Below are 15,283 nucleotides of genomic sequence, written 5' to 3'. Positions count from 1 at the left end.
AATAAACTATTAAATCCACTAACACTTGCCTACATGGGTGATGCAGTTTTAGATCAACACGTAAGGGAATATATCGTACTAAAATTAAAAGCAAAACCTAATCGATTGCACCAAGAAGCAAAACGTTATGTCTCTGCTAAAAGTCAGGCTCAAACGCTTGAATTTTTAATGGAAAATAATTGGTTTACTGAAGATGAATTAGATATTGTTCGTCGAGGCAGAAACGCTAAAAGTTATACCAAAGCTAAAAATACAGATATACAAACTTATAGAAAAAGTTCGGGCTTAGAAGCAGTCATTGGCTATTTATATTTAGAAAAAGAACAAGAGCGTTTGACGGCTTTATTGGAAAGTGTCGTACAAAATGTAAACGAAAGGTAGTGATAATATGGAAGAGATTGTAATCGTTGGGCGACATGCTGTAAAAGAAGCAATCGTTTCAGGCCATACAATTAATAAAATTTTAATTCAAGATACTATCAAAAAAGGCCAAATCAATGAAATTTTAAAAAAAGCAAATAGTAGAAAAATCATAGTTCAATCAGTACCGAAATCGAAAATCGATGGATTATCTGATTCTCCTCACCAAGGGATAGCGGCTTATATCGCACCATATGAATATGCAGATTTTGATGCGTTTTTAGAAAAGCAAAAAGCTCAAGATAAACTATCTACGGTATTAATATTAGACGGTTTAGAAGACCCGCATAATTTAGGTTCTATCTTGAGAACGGCAGATGCATCAGGTGTTGATGGTGTCATCATACCTAAGAGACGTTCAGTAGCGTTAACGCAAACTGTCGCTAAAGCATCTACTGGTGCCATTCAGCATATACCAGTTATGCGAGTGACAAATTTAGCTAATACAATTGAAACATTAAAAGACAATAGCTATTGGGTCGTAGGTACAGAAGCGGATAATTCTACAGACTATAGAGAAATGGATGTAGCAATGCCGTTAGCAATCGTTATTGGTAGTGAAGGTCAAGGTATGAGTCGTCTAGTTAAAGATAAATGTGATTTTTACATTAACATTCCGATGGTTGGACATGTAAATAGCTTAAATGCCTCAGTAGCGGCAAGTTTAATGATGTACGAGGTATTTCGTAAACGTAACAACATTGGAGATAAGGTATGAAGGATAGGTACTTAATCATTGATGGATATAATATGATTGGTTATTCTCAGGAATTGAGCCGCATTGCGCAAGATAATCTTGAGGAGGCACGTGAACAATTACTTATAGCGATAGCAAACTATAACGCAATGATTGCAGATGAAGTCGTCTGTGTTTTTGATGCTTATGAGCAATCGGGTGTCCATTCTGAATATATGTATCACGGCGTTAAAACGATATTCACAAAAGAAAAAGAAACGGCAGATAGCTATATTGAACGCTATGTGTATGATTTGTATGATAAACATACTAGACACATTACAGTTGTTACGAGTGATATGAGTGAGCAACATGCGATATTTGGTGCTGGAGCATATCGTGTGTCTTCAAGAGAGATGTGGAGAGACTTAAGAGAAAATGAAGTGTCTGTATCCAAAAAACTAGATGGCTTTAATGAACAAAAACCACGAACTAGGATAGAACTTTCAAATGAGATTTTAGAAGAATTTGAAAAACTTAGACGTGGAGACAATCATCAATAACATTATTGTCCACTTGATTTTTGGAGCATAGTCGCTGTATCCTATCTTTACTTTTGAAGAAAGGAAGCTACTATGTTAGAACCAAACAATCATGAATTCACAGCCTCAAAAAATGCAGAACTAAATATTTTTGAAAAGCATGATTTACCTAAAATATTTACAGCACTTATACCTTTAATACGTAAAAGGTTAAAACACTTTTCTGTTCATCCAAATGATCAAGAAGATTTGTGCCAAGAGGTGCTGATAAAACTTTTTCAAGCGTTTAGACATTTTGACTTTAAAAGTACTATACCAATTGAACATTATGTGAATCGTGTTATTAAGAATGTAAAAAATGACTATATTCGTAAGAAGTTCTATGGTTATGAAAGGCAAACATTATTGATTAACGAGTTTATAGTGTCCTACAATAATAGTAAGATGGAATGCCCTATAGACAAGCATCTCCTAGCTATAGAAGTAGGAGAATATATCCAACAATGTGTGTTAAACTTAACTAAGTTGGAACAAGTGGTTGTCATTTACTTATTGAAAGATTATAAGCCAAAAGAAATTGCAGAATTATTAAATGTACCGAATAAAGTAGTTTACAACGCGATACATCGTTGTAAAATAAAACTAAGATACCTTCTAGATGATTATTAATTAGAGCTATTCAAAGGGTTGTATGACATGAATTGGTACGCGATTGACGATTGACAATTGACTTAGATGTTATGTATAGTAGATTGGTATTATAATGAGTAAGGGGAAGTCTAATGAAAAAAGTGCCATTAACTTGCGAAGTATGTGGTAGTAGAAATTATAACGTTCCCAAACAAAGCAATCTTGCATCTAGATTAGAATTGAAAAAGTTTTGTTCGAGATGTAATGCACATACGATGCACAAAGAATCAAAATAATATAACGACATATGAAAGTTCACGATTGAGTAAATATGCCCTTCCATTTAAGTTGAGAGTATTGTATTTGCTTGATTTGTTGTATGGAATAAGCAAATAAGGAATAACGAAATATACGGAGGTCTTATAAATGGCTAAAAAAGAAAATTTCTTCCAAGGCGTAAAGTCAGAAATGGAAAAGACAAGTTGGCCAACGAAAGAAGAATTATTTAAATACACAGTCATTGTTGTAGCTACAGTAGTATTTTTCTTAGTGTTCTTCTATGCCTTAGACTTAGGAATTGGTAGAATTATAGAATTAATTAAATAGATAGGAGTGACGACATGTCTGAAGAAGTTGGCGCTAAGCGTTGGTATGCTGTGCATACTTATTCTGGTTATGAGAATAAAGTTAAAAAGAATTTAGAAAAACGTGTTGAATCTATGAATATGACTGAAAAAATATTCAGAGTTGTTATACCAGAAGAAGAAGAGACACAAGTTAAAGATGGGAAAGCCAAAACATTAAGTAAAAAAACTTTCCCTGGTTATGTGTTAGTCGAATTAATTATGACTGATGAATCATGGTATATAGTAAGAAATACACCTGGTGTAACAGGATTTGTTGGTTCAGCTGGTGCTGGATCAAAACCTAATCCATTACTTCCAGAAGAAGCACGTTTCATTCTTAAACAAATGGGCATGAAAGAGAAAACAATCGATGTCCAAGTTGAATTAGGTGAGCAAGTGAGAATTAAATCAGGTCCGTTTGCTAACCAAGTTGGAGAAATTCAAGAAATTGAAATCGATAAATTCAAACTCACTGTTCTTGTAGACATGTTTGGTAGAGAAACACCAGTAGAAGTGGAATTTGATCAAGTAGAAAAATTATAAAGGTATATAAGTAATGCTAGATTTGCTAAAGCAAGAAGTATTACTTTGCATGTGTTAATAACCCCTAATCATTAAAATGATAAGATTAGAGGAACGCCTGAGCGATGGCTCATGCATTAAGAACCCCTAATCATTAAAATGATAAGATTAGAGGAACGCCTGAGCGATGGCTCATGCATTAAGAACCCCTAATCATTAAAATGATAAGGGGTTCTATAAAAAAACTTACATTTTACCATTGCTTTACGTAATGGATTAATGTTATAATACTGTGGTCGCGCTCATAGAGCGTTCATTTCGTCACGAAATGTAGAAGAGTGGGAGGACAAAACTCAGTCCTGTGACCACATCACGATATCAAGGAGGTGCACATCGTGGCTAAAAAAGTAGAAAAAGTAGTTAAATTACAAATTCCTGCAGGGAAAGCAAATCCAGCACCACCAGTTGGTCCAGCATTAGGTCAAGCGGGTGTGAATATTATGGGATTCTGTAAGGAATTCAACGCACGTACACAAGAAGACGCAGGTTTAATCATTCCGGTAGAAATCAGTGTTTATGAAGATCGTTCATTTACATTTATTACAAAAACACCACCGGCTCCAGTATTACTTAAAAAAGCAGCAGGCGTTGAAAAAGGTTCAGGCGAACCTAATAAAAACAAAGTTGCTACAGTAACTAAAGATCAAGTACGTGAAATTGCGAACCAAAAAATGCAAGATTTAAACGCTTCAGACGAAGAAGCGGCAGTTCGTATCATTGAAGGTACTGCTCGTAGTATGGGAATCACAGTTCAATAATAAAAACATTAATGAATATATAGATTGACGATAGAAGCAGATGACAGAAATGACAAACATGATGACAGCGTTCAATATTGTCGTAATATGAGGGAAAATGTCATTTATTAAGGAATTTAATTCTAAGATAAAACATAATTTATACCTCTCTGTTATCTGCTCTTAACTTGTGAAAGCAAGTAAATGTGGGAGGAAATTCCGCTAAAACCACTAAAGGAGGAACATGAAATGGCTAAAAAAAGCAAAAGATATCAAGAAGCAGCTAGCAAAATCGATCGCTTAAAACATTACGATGTACAAGAAGCTGTTGAACTAGCTAAAGAAACAAACATTGCTAACTTTGACGCATCAGTTGAAGTAGCATTCCGTTTAGGTATTGATACACGTAAAAATGACCAACAAATCCGTGGAGCAGTAGTTCTACCAAACGGTACTGGTAAATCACAACGTGTATTAGTGTTCGCTAAAGGAGAAAAAGCAGCTGAAGCAGAAGCAGCAGGTGCAGATTTCGTTGGCGAAGGCGAATATGTAGAAAAAATCCAACAAGGTTGGTTTGATTTTGACGTAGTAGTAGCTACACCAGACATGATGGGTGAAGTTGGTAAACTTGGTCGTGTATTAGGACCTAAAGGTTTAATGCCAAACCCTAAAACTGGAACAGTAACTATGGACGTTAAAAAAGCAGTTGAAGAAATCAAAGCTGGTAAAGTAGAATACCGTGCTGAGAAATCAGGTATTGTTCACGCATCAATTGGTAAAACATCATTTGATACAGACAAACTTGTTGAAAACTTCAGAGCTTTACAAGACGTATTAACTAAAGCAAAACCTGCTTCAGCTAAAGGTACGTACTTCAAATCTATTGCTGTAACTACAACAATGGGTCCTGGAGTTAAAGTAGATACTTCAAGTATCAAACTTTAATCTATTAAAATAAAAGTTATTTAGGCTGAAAGTTTATGCTTTCAGCCTTTAAAAAAATATTGACATAGTACATTAATTTAGTTATATTGGTTAATGTATTATTTTACCTAAGACAGTAGGAGTTAGTAATAACTTAAAATTAAATCCTACCGAGGCTAAAATTGACTTGAACGTGAAGAATTTAGATCTTTCAAGCACTTTTTGCCACGGGTAGAAAGTGCTTTTTTTATTGAGTAATGTCAAGCGAATATGGTTCGTTAATGATTACTTCAAAATTAAAAGCACCAAACTAAAATCTATGGAGGTGTCTAAATGTCTGCTATCATCGATGCAAAAAAACAAGAAGTTGATATTATTGCTGAACAACTTAAAAACTCAGTATCTACAGTTATCGTTGACTATCGTGGTCTAAGCGTTGCTGAAGTAACTGAATTACGTTCACAATTACGTGAAGCTGGTGTTGAGTACAAAGTTTACAAAAACACTATGGTTCGCCGTGCAGCAGAAAAAGCTGGTATCGACGGTTTAGATGAATTCTTAGTAGGTCCTACTGCAGTTGCTACTTCAACAGAAGATGTTGTTGCTCCAGCAAAAGTTATCGTAGGATTTGCAAAAGAACATCAAGCATTAGAAATTAAAACAGGTGTTATGGAAGGCAACGTTATTTCTGCAGAAGAAGTTAACACTGTTGGTACATTACCATCACACGACGGTCTTGTTTCTATGCTATTATCAGTATTACAAGCTCCAGTACGCAACTTCGCTTATGCGGTTAAAGCTGTTGGAGAAGAGAAAGAATCTAAAGAAGAAAGCGCTGAATAATTGCGCATAAACTAATTAAAATTAATGGAGGAATATTAAAAATGGCTAATCAAGAACAAATCATTGAAGCGATTAAAGAAATGTCAGTTTTAGAATTAAACGACTTAGTAAAAGCAATTGAAGAAGAATTTGGTGTAACTGCAGCAGCTCCAGTAGCAGCAGCAGGCGCAGCTGGTGGCGGAGACGCTGAAGCTGAAAAAACTGATTTCGATGTTGAATTAACTTCAGCTGGATCATCAAAAATCAAAGTCGTTAAAGCTGTTAAAGAAGCTACTGGCTTAGGATTAAAAGATGCTAAAGAATTAGTTGACGGAGCTCCTAAAGTAGTTAAAGAAGCTTTACCTAAAGAAGAAGCTGAACAACTTAAAGAAACATTAGAAGAAGCTGGAGCTACAGTAGAATTAAAATAATTTCTGCTGGCTAACAGTTGATAATTATATATGGAAGATAGTTCTTGTAGCTTAATACATTAACTGCTTCGGTACGTTAATATTAAGCGTATCATGGACTATCTGAAATCTTTGAGAAATGAAAACCCCGTTATTACTATAACGGGGTTTTATCTTATTTTATCTATTGCCTATTTTCAATATTTAAATTAAGGCTTTGAAGTCGAAATTTAAAATATTTGGGTATATTATTAATCTAAGACGAATTAGATTAAAAGAGGTGTAGTCATGAGTCATTATTATGATGAAAATCCTGAAGTAGAAAGTGAAGAATCGCTTTTTACGTACTCCTACGATAACCATGATTTAGAACTTGTAACAGATGCTGGTGTATTTTCAAAAGGGAAAATAGATTTTGGATCTGATTTACTAGTGAAAACTTTTTTGAAAACATATCCCCCTGGTCCTACAAAAAATATCATAGATGTTGGTTGTGGCTATGGCCCTATCGGTTTAATGATTGCGAAAGTTTCCCCACACCACGAAGTGACAATGGTTGATGTGAATCAACGCGCGCTAAATTTATCAAGAAAAAATAAAAAAAGAAACCGTATAGACAATGTTGAAGTTAAAGAAAGTGATGGTTTATCACAAGTAGAAGACAATACGTATGACTTTGTACTTACTAATCCGCCGATTAGAGCAGGGAAAGAAGTTGTACATCGCATTTTGGAAGACGCTTATGTTAAATTAAAAATTGATGGTGAACTTTTTGTAGTAATTCAAAAAAAGCAAGGTATGCCATCTGCAAAGAAAAAAATGCAAGACACATTCGATAACGTTGAAGTATTAGAAAAAAGCAAAGGCTATTACATTTTAAGAAGTGTAAAAGGTTGATTAACTAGCTGTATTCTGATATAGTAATAGAATGTAAAAAATTATGTTCAATAAGTGTGTACTTTTACGTATAAATTAACAATGTATATAAGTTGAAATAGAAAATGGTGTCATAAGTATGCTACCGTTTTCTTTTTGTCTAATTATATTTGTTGATTTACTAAAAGTAAACACGCAATTTTTGAGGGGTGAATCTGTTTGGCAGGTCAATTTGTCCAATATGGAAGACATCGTAAACGTAGAAACTATGCGAGAATTTCAGAGGTATTAGAATTACCGAATTTAATTGAGATTCAAACTAAGTCTTACGATTGGTTCTTAGAAGAAGGTTTATTAGAAATGTTTAGAGACATTTCACCGATTGAAGATTTCACAGGCAATCTATCTTTAGAGTTTGTAGATTATAGACTCGGAGAACCGAAATATGATTTAGAAGAATCAAAAAACCGTGATACAACGTATTCTGCACCTCTACGTGTTAAAGTGCGTTTAATTATCAAAGAAACTGGCGAAGTAAAAGAACAAGAAGTGTTTATGGGTGATTTCCCATTAATGACAGATACAGGTACATTCGTAATTAACGGTGCTGAACGTGTTATAGTATCACAATTAGTTCGTTCACCATCCGTATACTTCAATGAAAAACTAGATAAAAACGGCCGTACAAACTTCGACGCAACAATTATTCCTAACCGTGGTGCATGGTTAGAATATGAAACTGATGCTAAAGATGTTGTATATGTACGTATTGATAGAACTAGAAAGTTACCATTAACAGTATTATTGCGTGCTTTAGGTTTCTCTACTGATCAAGAAATCGTTGATCTTTTAGGTGAAAATGAGTATTTACGTAATACGTTAGAGAAAGATGGTACAGAAAACACAGATCAAGCGCTATTAGAAATCTATGAGCGTTTACGCCCTGGTGAACCACCTACAGTTGAAAATGCTAAGAGTCTTTTATACTCACGTTTCTTCGATCCGAAACGTTATGACTTAGCAAGTGTAGGTCGTTATAAAGCAAACAAAAAACTTCATTTAAAACATCGCTTGTTTAATCAAAAATTAGCAGAACCAATTGTTAATTCAGAAACAGGTGAAATCGTAGCTGAAGAAGGTACAGTACTTGATCGTCGTAATTTAGATGAAATCATGGATGTACTAGAATCAAATGCTAACAGTGAAGTCTTTGAATTAGAAGGTACAGTAATTGATGAACCTGTTGAGATTCAATCAATTAAAGTTTATGTACCTAATGATGAAGAAGGACGTACAACAACAGTGATTGGCAATGCATTCCCTGATTCAGAAGTGAAATGTATTACTCCAGCAGACATTATTTCATCAATGTCATACTTCTTTAACTTATTAAGTGGTATTGGTTTCACAGATGATATTGACCACCTTGGTAACCGTCGTCTACGTTCAGTAGGTGAATTGTTACAAAACCAATTCCGTATTGGTTTATCAAGAATGGAGCGTGTGGTACGTGAAAGAATGTCTATTCAAGACACAGATTCTGTAACGCCACAACAATTAATTAATATACGTCCTGTTATTGCATCTATTAAAGAATTCTTTGGTAGTTCACAATTATCACAATTCATGGACCAAGCTAACCCATTAGCAGAGTTAACGCACAAACGTCGTTTATCTGCTCTAGGACCTGGTGGTTTAACACGTGAACGTGCTCAAATGGAAGTACGTGACGTTCACTATTCTCACTATGGTCGTATGTGTCCAATCGAAACACCTGAGGGACCAAACATTGGACTTATCAACTCATTGTCTAGTTATGCACGTGTAAATGAATTTGGTTTCATTGAAACACCGTATCGTAAAGTAGACCTTGAAACAAACAGCATTACTGAGCAAATCGATTACTTAACAGCTGATGAAGAGGATAGCTATGTGGTAGCACAAGCCAACTCTAAATTAGATGAAAATGGTCGTTTCTTAGATGATGAAGTTGTTTGTCGTTTCCGTGGTAATAACACAGTTATGGCTAAAGAAAAAATGGATTACATGGACGTTTCACCAAAACAAGTTGTTTCTGCTGCGACAGCATGTATTCCTTTCTTAGAAAACGATGACTCTAACCGTGCATTGATGGGTGCAAACATGCAACGTCAAGCAGTGCCATTGATGAACCCTGAATCACCATTTGTTGGTACAGGTATGGAGCACGTGGCAGCACGTGACTCTGGTGCAGCAATTGTTGCAAAACGCAAAGGTCGTGTTGAGCACGTTGAATCTAATGAAATCCTTGTTCGTCAACTTATCGAAGAAGATGGTCAAGAATATGAAGGCGAATTAGATCGCTATCCATTAGCTAAGTTCAAACGTTCAAACACAGGTACATGTTATAACCAAAGACCTATCGTTGCTTCTGGTGACGTAGTGACAAGAGGCGAAATTTTAGCTGACGGTCCATCTATGGAACTTGGTGAAATGGCATTAGGTAGAAACGTAGTTGTTGGTTTCATGACTTGGGACGGTTACAACTATGAGGATGCCGTAATCATGAGTGAACGCCTAGTTAAAGATGACGTATATACTTCTATCCATATTGAAGAGTATGAATCAGAAGCACGTGATACTAAACTAGGACCTGAAGAAATCACACGTGATATTCCAAATGTTTCAGATAGTGCGCTTAAAAACTTAGATGACCGTGGTATTGTATACGTCGGCGCTGAAGTTAATGATGGAGACATCTTAGTAGGTAAAGTAACGCCTAAAGGTGTAACAGAGTTAACTGCAGAAGAACGTTTATTACACGCAATCTTTGGTGAAAAAGCACGTGAAGTCCGCGATACATCATTACGCGTACCTCATGGTGCAGGTGGTATTGTTCTAGATGTTAAAGTCTTTAACCGTGAAGAAGGAGATGACACATTATCTCCAGGTGTTAACCAATTAGTTCGTGTTTATATCGTTCAAAAACGTAAAATTCACGTAGGAGATAAGATGTGTGGTCGTCATGGTAACAAGGGTGTAATTTCAAAACTTGTTCCTGAAGAAGACATGCCGTATCTACCAGACGGTACACCAATTGATATCATGTTGAACCCTCTAGGTGTACCATCACGTATGAATATCGGACAAGTATTAGAGCTACACTTAGGTATGGCTGCTAAAAACTTAGGTATCCATGTTGCATCACCAGTATTTGATGGTGCGAGTGATGAAGACGTATGGTCAACAATCGAAGAAGCTGGTATGGCTCGTGACGGTAAAACCGTATTATACGATGGACGTACTGGTGAACCATTCGATAACAGAATTTCAGTCGGCGTTATGTACATGTTGAAACTAGCACACATGGTTGACGATAAATTACATGCGCGTTCAACTGGACCATACTCATTAGTAACGCAACAACCGCTTGGTGGTAAAGCACAATTTGGTGGACAACGTTTCGGTGAGATGGAAGTATGGGCACTTGAAGCTTACGGTGCTGCATATACACTTCAAGAAATTTTAACTTACAAATCAGATGACACAGTAGGTCGTGTGAAGACATACGAATCTATTGTTAAAGGTGAAAACATCACTAAACCTGGTGTTCCAGAATCATTCCGAGTATTGATGAAAGAATTACAAAGTTTAGGCCTAGACGTTAAAATCATGGACGAGCATGACAATGAAATTGACATGCAAGACAATGAAGATGATGATGTCGTTGAGCGTAAAGTGGATCTTCAACAGAAAGATGCACCGCAATCACAAAAAGAAGTTACAGACTAATTGCATTTAAGTTTATAAACGAATAAGCCTTGTAGAGATAAAGTTCAATAATGGACTAAGTCTCTGCATTGGTTATTCTATTATTGATATAGAGCAATCAATCAATTTGCACAGCTAATCTAAATTGAAGGAGGTAGGCTCCTTGATTGATGTAAATAATTTCCATTATATGAAAATAGGACTTGCTTCACCCGAAAAAATCCGTTCATGGTCTTTTGGTGAGGTTAAAAAGCCAGAAACAATTAACTATCGTACTTTAAAACCAGAAAAAGATGGTCTATTCTGTGAAAGAATATTTGGACCTACAAAAGACTGGGAATGTAGTTGTGGTAAATACAAACGTGTACGCTATAAAGGTATGGTTTGTGACAGATGTGGCGTAGAAGTAACTAAATCCAAAGTGCGCCGTGAAAGAATGGGGCACATTGAATTAGCTGCACCTGTATCTCACATTTGGTACTTCAAAGGTATTCCAAGTCGTATGGGTCTATTATTAGACATGTCACCAAGAGCGTTAGAAGAAGTTATTTACTTTGCTTCATACGTTGTTGTAAATCCAGGTCCAACTGGTTTAGAGAAAAAGACATTGTTATCTGAAGCAGAATTTAGAGAGTACTACGATAAATTCCCAGGCAAATTCACTGCTAAAATGGGTGCTGAAGGTATTAAAGAATTACTTGAAGAAATAGACTTAGATGCTGAACTTAAACATTTACGTGATGAGTTAGAATCAGCTACTGGTCAAAGACTTACACGTGCGATTAAACGTTTAGAAGTTGTTGAATCATTTAGACATTCTGGTAATAATCCAGCTTGGATGATTTTAGACGTACTTCCTATTATTCCACCTGAAATCAGACCAATGGTTCAATTAGATGGTGGACGTTTCGCAACAAGTGATTTAAATGATTTATATCGTCGTGTTATCAACCGTAATAATCGTTTAAAACGTTTATTAGACTTAGGTGCTCCTGGCATCATCGTTCAAAACGAAAAACGTATGTTACAAGAAGCTGTTGACGCACTTATCGATAATGGCCGTCGTGGCCGTCCAGTTACTGGACCAGGTAACCGTCCATTAAAATCACTTTCACATATGTTAAAAGGTAAGCAAGGTCGTTTCCGTCAAAACTTATTAGGTAAACGTGTTGACTACTCAGGTCGTTCAGTTATCGCAGTTGGACCGAGCTTGAAGATGTATCAATGTGGTCTGCCTAAAGAAATGGCCCTCGAGTTGTTCAAACCATTCATAATGAAAGAATTAGTACAACGTGAAATTGCAACAAACATCAAAAATGCGAAAAGTAAAATTGAGCGTATGGATGACGAAGTATGGGACGTATTAGAAGATGTAATTAAAGAACATCCAGTTCTTTTAAACCGTGCACCTACACTTCACAGATTAGGTATTCAAGCATTCGAACCTACATTAGTTGAAGGTCGTGCGATCCGTCTACATCCACTTGCTACAACAGCTTACAACGCTGACTTTGATGGTGACCAAATGGCTGTTCACGTACCATTATCTAAAGAAGCACAAGCTGAAGCGCGTATGTTAATGTTAGCTGCGCAAAACATCTTGAACCCTAAAGATGGTAAACCAGTTGTTACGCCATCACAAGATATGGTATTAGGTAACTATTACCTAACTCTTGAACGTAAAGAAGCTGTTAATACTGGTACGATTTACAATGATACAAATGAAGTACTAAAAGCTTATGCAAATGGTTATGTTCACTTGCATACACGTATTGGTGTACACGCATCATCATTCAACAACCCAACGTTTACTGAAGAGCAAAACAAAAAAATCTTGCTAACTTCTGTTGGTAAAGTAATATTCAATGAAATCATTCCAGATTCATTTGCATATATTAATGAACCAACACAAACGAACTTAGAAAATAAAACACCGGAAAGATACTTCGTTGCACCAACTGAAATTGGTGAAGGTGGATTAAAAGCTTACTTTGATGAGCAAGAATTAATCAAACCGTTCAATAAGAATTTCTTAGGAAATGTTATTGCGGAAGTATTTAACCGTTTCAGTATCACTGATACGTCAATGATGTTAGATAGAATGAAAGACTTAGGATTCAAGTTCTCATCTAAAGCAGGTATTACTGTTGGTGTATCTGATATCGTGGTATTACCTGATAAACAAGATATTCTTGATGAACATGAAAAATTAGTTGAAAAAGTAACAAAACAATTCAATCGTGGTTTAATCACTGATTTTGAACGTTACAATGCTGTAATTGAAATTTGGACTGACGCAAAAGACCAAATTCAAAATGAACTAATGGGATCACTTGAAGAAACGAACCCAATTTTCATGATGAGTGACTCTGGTGCCCGTGGTAACGCATCTAACTTTACACAGTTGGCTGGTATGCGTGGACTTATGGCTGCGCCATCTGGTGAGATTATTGAATTACCAATCACTTCATCATTCCGTGAAGGTTTAACGGTATTAGAATACTTCATCTCTACTCACGGTGCTCGTAAAGGTCTTGCCGATACAGCGCTTAAGACTGCCGATTCAGGGTACCTTACTCGTCGTCTTGTTGACGTGGCTCAAGATGTTATCGTCCGTGAAGAAGATTGTGGTACTGACCGTGGCTTACTTGTTTCTGATATCAAAGAAGGTACAGAAATGATTGAACCATTCATCGAACGTATTGAAGGTCGTTATTCTAAAGAAACAATCCGTCATCCAGAAACAGATGAGGTCATTGTTAACCCAGATCAATTAGTTACACCAGACATCGCTAAGAAAATCACAGATGCAGGTATAGAGGAAATGTATATCCGTTCAGCATTTACATGTAATACACGTCATGGTGTATGTGAAAAATGTTACGGTAAAAACCTTGCGACTGGTGAAAAAGTTGAAGTTGGTGAAGCAGTTGGTACAATTGCTGCCCAATCAATTGGTGAACCAGGTACACAGCTTACAATGCGTACATTCCATACAGGTGGTGTAGCAGGTAGCGATATCACACAAGGTCTTCCTCGTATTCAAGAGATCTTCGAAGCACGTAATCCTAAAGGTCAAGCTGTGATTACTGAAATCGAAGGTGTTGTTGATGACATTAAACTTGCTAAAGATCGTCAACAAGAAATCGTAATTAAAGGTGCTAACGAAACGAAATCTTATCTAGCTTCTGGTACTTCAAGATTGAAAGTAGAAGTTGGACAAGGTGTTGAACGTGGAGAAGTACTTACTGAAGGTTCAATCGAACCTAAGAACTATTTATCTGTTTCAGGTTTAAATGCAACAGAAAGCTATCTATTAAAAGAAGTTCAAAAAGTTTACCGTATGCAAGGTGTTGAAATCGACGATAAACACGTTGAAGTTATGGTAAGACAAATGTTACGTAAAGTACGTATCATTGAAGCAGGAGATACTAAGTTATTACCTGGTTCATTAGTAGATATTCATAGCTTTACTGATGCTAACCGTGAAGCGTTCAAAGAACGTAAACGTCCTGCAACAGCTAAACCAGTATTACTAGGTATCACGAAAGCTTCTCTTGAAACTGAAAGCTTCTTATCAGCAGCTTCATTCCAAGAAACAACTCGTGTACTTACAGATGCAGCAATCAAAGGTAAACGTGATAACTTACTTGGACTTAAAGAGAACGTTATTATCGGTAAATTGATTCCAGCTGGTACGGGTATGAGACGTTATAGAGACGTTGAATACAACAAAGCAACACCAGATACTGAAATTATTGAAGAAGTTCAAACTACTGAAATATAATATTTATTACTCAATAAACAGAGAGTCCGTGATGTTAATAGATATCTCGGGCTCTCTAATGTTATTGATTATAGAAGGAGTGGAACAAGGAAATCATATTTAAAATTGTGGTTTCTATCCGACTTCTGATGTTTTTAAAATTTTTATTGAAAAGTACGAATAAAAGTTGACTCAGCAGTACTGAAAGTGTTACTATTATTAAGGTTGATGCAAGCAGAACTTTGGAGGATATTTGATGTCTAATGAAAAAGTTGCACGCTTTAACAAACAACATCATGTCATTGGTCTTAAACAAACGCTCAAAGCTTTGAATAGAGATCAAGTTACATCATTGATTATCGCTGAAGACGTGGAGATTCATCTTATGACTCGCGTGTTAAGCCAAATCAATCACAAACACATGCCTGTTTCATTTTTCAAAAGCAAAAAGGCTTTAGGAGAATATGTAGGTATAAACGTTAGTGCAACAATTGTTGCATTATTAAAATGAGATTAGTAAGA

The 15,283-nt window shown here is 35.9% G+C and carries 15 protein-coding genes and 1 other annotated feature; all 15 genes read left to right on the top strand.

Annotation, left to right across the window (positions count from 1 at the left end; translation table 11 throughout):
• Positions 1 to 33 precede the first annotated feature (33 nt).
• The 15 genes from ACSUE0_RS09080 (at position 34) to ACSUE0_RS09010 (ending at position 15,272) form a co-directional block, all read left to right on the top strand.
• Positions 34 to 381, top strand: coding sequence for a Mini-ribonuclease 3 (locus ACSUE0_RS09080; RefSeq protein ID WP_182475132.1), 348 nt, complete (start codon positions 34 to 36; stop codon positions 379 to 381).
• A 7-nt stretch (positions 382 to 388) separates the two neighbouring features.
• Entirely contained in the window at positions 389 to 1,138 is a 750-nt protein-coding gene (gene rlmB / locus ACSUE0_RS09075) for a 23S rRNA (guanosine(2251)-2'-O)-methyltransferase RlmB (RefSeq protein ID WP_119613536.1), read from the top strand.
• Positions 1,135 to 1,659: an NYN domain-containing protein gene (locus ACSUE0_RS09070; protein WP_436957048.1), complete on the top strand. Its 525-nt coding sequence runs from the start codon at positions 1,135 to 1,137 to the stop codon at positions 1,657 to 1,659. The genes rlmB and ACSUE0_RS09070 overlap by 4 nt, the downstream gene beginning before the upstream one ends.
• Positions 1,660 to 1,731: 72 nt before the next feature.
• Positions 1,732 to 2,307, top strand: a complete 576-nt coding sequence (locus tag ACSUE0_RS09065; protein WP_119613538.1) for a sigma-70 family RNA polymerase sigma factor — start codon at positions 1,732 to 1,734, stop codon at positions 2,305 to 2,307.
• 113 nt (positions 2,308 to 2,420) lie between these two features.
• Complete coding sequence (gene rpmG, locus ACSUE0_RS09060) at positions 2,421 to 2,564, top strand: 50S ribosomal protein L33 (RefSeq protein ID WP_080619644.1); 144 nt, start codon at positions 2,421 to 2,423, stop codon at positions 2,562 to 2,564.
• 130 nt (positions 2,565 to 2,694) lie between these two features.
• Positions 2,695 to 2,874 (top strand): preprotein translocase subunit SecE, encoded by a 180-nt coding sequence (gene secE, locus ACSUE0_RS09055; protein WP_002484168.1) that lies wholly within the window; start codon positions 2,695 to 2,697, stop codon positions 2,872 to 2,874.
• A gap of 14 nt (positions 2,875 to 2,888) precedes the next feature.
• Entirely contained in the window at positions 2,889 to 3,437 is a 549-nt protein-coding gene (gene nusG, locus ACSUE0_RS09050; protein ID WP_119613539.1) for a transcription termination/antitermination protein NusG, read from the top strand.
• A gap of 374 nt (positions 3,438 to 3,811) precedes the next feature.
• Positions 3,812 to 4,234 carry a 50S ribosomal protein L11 gene (gene rplK / locus ACSUE0_RS09045; RefSeq protein WP_017723040.1) on the top strand — a complete coding sequence of 141 codons (423 nt, stop codon included), beginning with the start codon at positions 3,812 to 3,814 and terminating at the stop codon, positions 4,232 to 4,234.
• A gap of 228 nt (positions 4,235 to 4,462) precedes the next feature.
• Positions 4,463 to 5,158, top strand: a complete 696-nt coding sequence (gene rplA, locus ACSUE0_RS09040; RefSeq protein ID WP_017723039.1) for a 50S ribosomal protein L1 — start codon at positions 4,463 to 4,465, stop codon at positions 5,156 to 5,158.
• A gap of 88 nt (positions 5,159 to 5,246) precedes the next feature.
• Positions 5,247 to 5,394 (top strand) — a sequence feature (ribosomal protein L10 leader region).
• A 76-nt stretch (positions 5,395 to 5,470) separates the two neighbouring features.
• The gene (gene rplJ / locus ACSUE0_RS09035) at positions 5,471 to 5,980 is read left to right on the top strand and encodes a 50S ribosomal protein L10 (protein ID WP_436957045.1); all 510 of its coding nucleotides are present in this window, start codon (positions 5,471 to 5,473) and stop codon (positions 5,978 to 5,980) included.
• 41 nt (positions 5,981 to 6,021) lie between these two features.
• Complete coding sequence (gene rplL, locus ACSUE0_RS09030) at positions 6,022 to 6,390, top strand: 50S ribosomal protein L7/L12 (RefSeq protein ID WP_017723037.1); 369 nt, start codon at positions 6,022 to 6,024, stop codon at positions 6,388 to 6,390.
• 267 nt (positions 6,391 to 6,657) lie between these two features.
• On the top strand, positions 6,658 to 7,266 hold the full coding sequence (locus ACSUE0_RS09025) for a class I SAM-dependent methyltransferase (RefSeq protein ID WP_436957043.1): 609 nt from the start codon (positions 6,658 to 6,660) through the stop codon (positions 7,264 to 7,266).
• A gap of 198 nt (positions 7,267 to 7,464) precedes the next feature.
• Positions 7,465 to 11,016 (top strand): DNA-directed RNA polymerase subunit beta, encoded by a 3,552-nt coding sequence (gene rpoB, locus ACSUE0_RS09020; protein WP_017723035.1) that lies wholly within the window; start codon positions 7,465 to 7,467, stop codon positions 11,014 to 11,016.
• A 169-nt stretch (positions 11,017 to 11,185) separates the two neighbouring features.
• Positions 11,186 to 14,782 carry a DNA-directed RNA polymerase subunit beta' gene (gene rpoC, locus ACSUE0_RS09015; RefSeq protein ID WP_436957065.1) on the top strand — a complete coding sequence of 1,199 codons (3,597 nt, stop codon included), beginning with the start codon at positions 11,186 to 11,188 and terminating at the stop codon, positions 14,780 to 14,782.
• Positions 14,783 to 15,017: 235 nt separating this feature from the next.
• Positions 15,018 to 15,272, top strand: coding sequence for a ribosomal L7Ae/L30e/S12e/Gadd45 family protein (locus ACSUE0_RS09010; protein ID WP_017723033.1), 255 nt, complete (start codon positions 15,018 to 15,020; stop codon positions 15,270 to 15,272).
• Positions 15,273 to 15,283 lie beyond the last annotated feature (11 nt).

Source organism: Staphylococcus sp. AS1337 (genome assembly GCF_051408735.1).
GTDB classification, from domain to species: Bacteria; Bacillota; Bacilli; order Staphylococcales; family Staphylococcaceae; genus Staphylococcus; species Staphylococcus xylosus_B.
This window is presented reverse-complemented; position numbering and strand designations above follow the sequence as displayed.